This is a genomic window from Streptomyces spinoverrucosus, from assembly GCF_006539505.1.
Lineage (GTDB): Bacteria > Actinomycetota > Actinomycetes > Streptomycetales > Streptomycetaceae > Streptomyces > Streptomyces spinoverrucosus.
Window position 1 is genome coordinate 1 of sequence record NZ_BJND01000151.1, and the last position, 3,737, is coordinate 3,737.

Sequence of the window (3,737 nt, forward strand, 5' to 3'; positions counted from 1 at the left end):
AGTGCGCCGGGGCGCGACAGCAACTATACCCAACCTCGCTCGCGAGCGAGACGCACTGCCGCATGCCGGTTCTCCACCCCGAGCTTCGACACGGCCGACGACAGGTAGTTCCGTACGGTCCCCTGGGACAGCGCGGCCCGTTCGGCGATCTCGGCGACGGGCGCCCCGTCGGCGGCCAGCTCCAGCACCTCGGCCTCCCGCGCGGTGAGCGGCGAGTCCCCGGCGGAGATGGCGTCGGCGGCCAACTCCGGGTCGACGTACCGGTTCCCGGCGTGGACGGTACGGATGATCTCCGCGAGCCGCTGTGCGCTGACCGTCTTCGGCACGAACCCCCGCACGCCCGCGGCCAGCGCCCGCTTCAGATGCCCCGGCCGGCCGTGGCTGGTGACGATCAGCACCTGGCAGCCGGGCAGTTCGGCCCGTAGTGATGTGGCGACCTTCACACCGTCGGCGCCGGGCATCTGCAGATCCAGCACGGCCACATCGGGTTCGTGGGCCCGGGCCATCGCCAGCGCCTCCGGTCCGCTCGCCGCCTCGGCGACCACCATGAGGTCGTCCTCCAGCGACAGCAGCGCGGCCAGCGCACCCCGGATCAGATGCTCGTCGTCGGCGAGCAGCACGCGCACGGTCACGAGGCCACCTCATGAGCAACGGATGTCAACGGCACCTCCGCCACCACCCGGAACACACCGTCCCCGACCGGCCCGGCCTCCAACGTCCCCTCCACGGCGGCCAACCGCTCCCGCAGCCCGGCAAGTCCGGACCCCCCTCCTGAACCAGTGGCCCCGGAAGCCCCGTTGTTCTCCACCGTCAACACCACCTGCCCCTCAGCCACCCGCAGTCCCACCACGCACAGCCCGGCATCCCCGTGCCGCAGCACATTGGTGGTGGTCTCCCGCACCACCCACCCCAACGCCGACTGCACCTCACCCGGCAGCCCGGCGGCCGCGCTCTCCCCGGACACCTCGCAGGCGATCCCGGCCGCCGTCAGCACGCCGTGCGCACCGGCGAGTTCGGCGCCGAGGTCGGCCTCCCGGTATCCCCGTACGACATCCCGTACCTCCCGCTGCGACTCCTGCGCGATCCGCTGCACCTCGATCATCTGGTCCACGGCCTCGGCCCGCCCGCGCCGCGCCAACTGCACGGCCAGCTCGCTCTTCAGCGCGATCACGGCGAGGTTGCGCCCCATGACGTCGTGCATGTCCCGCCCGAACCGCAGCCGTTCCTCCGCGACGGCGAGCCGGGCCCGCGTCTCGCGGGCGGCGTCGAGTTCGTAGACGGCGTTGAGGAGCCAGACGGAGAAGACGGAGGTGAAGGTGAAGAAGCCCATGGCGAACAGCGTCGCCAGCGCCATGGCCAGCGCCGCCACGACGGGGTCGTCCAGCGCGAAGAGCACCAGGCCGGTGCCCGTCGAGAAGCCGAGCACCAGCCCCAGCACCCGGCGCCGGCTGCGGATGCCGAGCGTGATCGACCCGCCACCGAAGCCCAGCAGACCGACGAACAGCGTGCCCAGTGCGGTCGCGGTGTCATCGCCGCCCACTCCACGGTCGACGAGCGCGAGCAAGGTTCCCGCGAGCAGCGCGCTGACAGCTCCGAGCGCCCACATCAGCCGCAGGGGTTGCGGGCGCAGGCCGCGCGTCCAGTCCAGCGCCCGGGAAGCGACCAGCGCGGCGAACAGGGCGTGCCCGCACACCAGCAGGAACAGCCAGACCGCGTGCGGCAGCCGCCCCTGGCCGAGGAGCGGGAGACCGAGCACCCCGACCTCGATCAGTGCGAAGAAGTGGAACGACCACCGCGTGTACGTCTCCACCTTCGCCGGCGTGCTCTTCCTCCGCCACCACTGCCCCGGCCTGGACACCTGCCCGTCACTCCCTTCCGTCAGCGACGCGGCTCCCAGCGGAACCACCGCCGTACAGCAAACACGGCGAGGACAATCCAGGCCAGCGCGACCGCCATGGCGCCCAGCGCCTCGGACGCCGGCAGATCGCCGGTCCACGCACCGCGTACCAGCGTGATGGCGGGCGTCAGCGGCAGCAGCTCGCACACCGAGGCCAGCCGGTCGGGCAGCACTTCCAGGGGGACGGCGACGCCCGAGCCGAGCATGGACACGAACATCATCGGCAGGCTGGTCACCTGGGCGCTCTCCGCGGTCCTGGTGAACGCGGCCGTGACCGCCGCCAGTGCCCCGCACAGCACGAGACCCAGCAACACGCCCAGCACCGCGAGAAGCGGAGCGGGCGGCGCCCCGAGGTCCATCAGGACCGTGCAGCCGGCCGCGAGCAGCACACACTGCACCAGCCCGATCCCGGACGCCGGCAGCGCGGCCCCGACGAGGATCTCCCCGTCGCGCAGCTCACCGGTGCGCAACCGCTTCAGCACCAGCTCCTCGCGCCGCACCACATACACATTGGTGAGTGCCGCGTACACCGCGAAGAGCAGCGAGAATCCGATCGCGGCGGGCAGCAGAACGGTCCCGACCGTGAGCCCGACGTCCGCCAGTTCCATCCCGTCGATCGCGGACCGCACGCTCAGCGGCAGCAGGAGTGGCACGAGCAGCGCTGTGACGAGTGTCGCTCGGCTGCGCCCCAGCAGGGTCAGCTCCGCCCGCGCGAGGGCGTTCATACGTCCGGTGACCGTGGTCATGCGGCCGCCACCTCCTCCTTGCGATCAGCGGACATCCGTCCCGCGATCTGCAGGAACGCCTCTTCCAGCGAGGCCGACCGCACATCCAGCCTGCGCAGTTCGACCCCGGCACCCCGGGCCCACACCAGCAGCTCGGTGGCCGTCCGCTGCACCTCGTGCGTCCGCAGCCGTACGACCCGGCCGTCGACCTCGTGTCCGACGACCCCCAGCTCGCCCAGGGAGGGCAGATCCCCGAGGAAGTAGCTCTCGGGCAGTTCGAAGGAGATCCGGGCCGGCTGGGACGCCGTCACCTCGGCGGGTGTCCCGGCCGCCGCGATCCGCCCCTCGTGCAGGATCGCCAGCCGGTCGGCCAGCCCTTCGGCCTCCTCCAAGTAGTGCGTGGTCAGCAGCACCGTCGTCCCGGTGTCCCGCAGCTGCCGGACCAGCTCCCAGGTGTCGCGTCGCCCTTCGGCGTCCAGCCCGGTGGTCGGCTCGTCCAGGAACAGCACCTCGGGCTTGCCGAGCAACGCGAGCGCCAGATCCAGCCGTCGCCGTTCACCCCCGGACAGCTGCTTCACCCGTACGCCGGACCGCTTGCCCAGCCCGACCAGCTCCAGCGCCTCGTCCGTGGGCCGCGCCCCGCTCGTACAGCCCGCCCACATCCGGACGGTCTCCCCGACGGTCAGCTCCGAGGGAAAGCCGCCCTCCTGCAACATCACCCCGGTTCGTGGCCGTACGGCGGCCCGCTCGGCGTAGGGATCGTGTCCCAGCACCCGCACCCGGCCCCCGGCAGGTGCCGCGAGGCCCTCCAGCAGTTCGACGGTCGAGGTCTTGCCCGCCCCGTTGGTGCCCAGCAGCGCGAAGACCTCGGCGTGTTTCACGTGGAACGTGATCCCGCGTACCGCCTCGAACCCGCCCCCGTAGACACGCTTCAGGTCGGTGACCTCAATCACGTGCTCGTGTTCGTTCGTGTTCATGGCTTCAGCATCCCGGCGGCGAAAACCGGGGAGCAGTGCGTGATGTCATCACTGCACATGACAAATGTCAGAAGGCCTCGACGAACAACACATGGAACACGTCAAAGGCCCCGGTCGATGACCGAGGCCTTTCACAAT

The 3,737-nt window shown here is 71.2% G+C and carries 4 protein-coding genes; all 4 read right to left on the reverse strand.

The annotated features are described in order from the left end of the window. Positions 1–23 precede the first annotated feature (23 nt). From SSP24_RS42125 to SSP24_RS42140, 4 genes are read right to left on the reverse strand one after another with little or no spacing between them, the layout of a single operon-like run. Entirely contained in the window at positions 24–632 is a 609-nt protein-coding gene (locus SSP24_RS42125; RefSeq protein ID WP_141316514.1) for a response regulator transcription factor, read from the reverse strand. Next, a complete protein-coding gene (locus tag SSP24_RS42130) occupies positions 629–1,858 on the reverse strand; it encodes a sensor histidine kinase (RefSeq protein ID WP_141316516.1) in 1,230 nt (409 codons plus the stop codon). The genes SSP24_RS42125 and SSP24_RS42130 overlap by 4 nt, the downstream gene beginning before the upstream one ends. A gap of 20 nt (positions 1,859–1,878) precedes the next feature. Then, a complete protein-coding gene (locus SSP24_RS42135) occupies positions 1,879–2,643 on the reverse strand; it encodes an ABC transporter permease (protein WP_141316518.1) in 765 nt (254 codons plus the stop codon). Then, positions 2,640–3,599, reverse strand: a complete 960-nt coding sequence (locus SSP24_RS42140; protein ID WP_141316520.1) for an ABC transporter ATP-binding protein — start codon at positions 3,597–3,599, stop codon at positions 2,640–2,642. Before SSP24_RS42140 ends, SSP24_RS42135 begins: the two co-directional genes overlap by 4 nt. Positions 3,600–3,737: the final 138 nt, after the last annotated feature.

What these genes read in the sequence shown, in the direction of transcription:
- SSP24_RS42135 (WP_141316518.1), bottom strand. Translation starts at nt 2,643, where the DNA reads ATGACCACGGTCACCGGACGTATGAACGCCCTCGCGCGGGCGGAGCTG.
- SSP24_RS42140 (WP_141316520.1), bottom strand. Translation starts at nt 3,599, where the DNA reads ATGAACACGAACGAACACGAGCACGTGATTGAGGTCACCGACCTGAAG.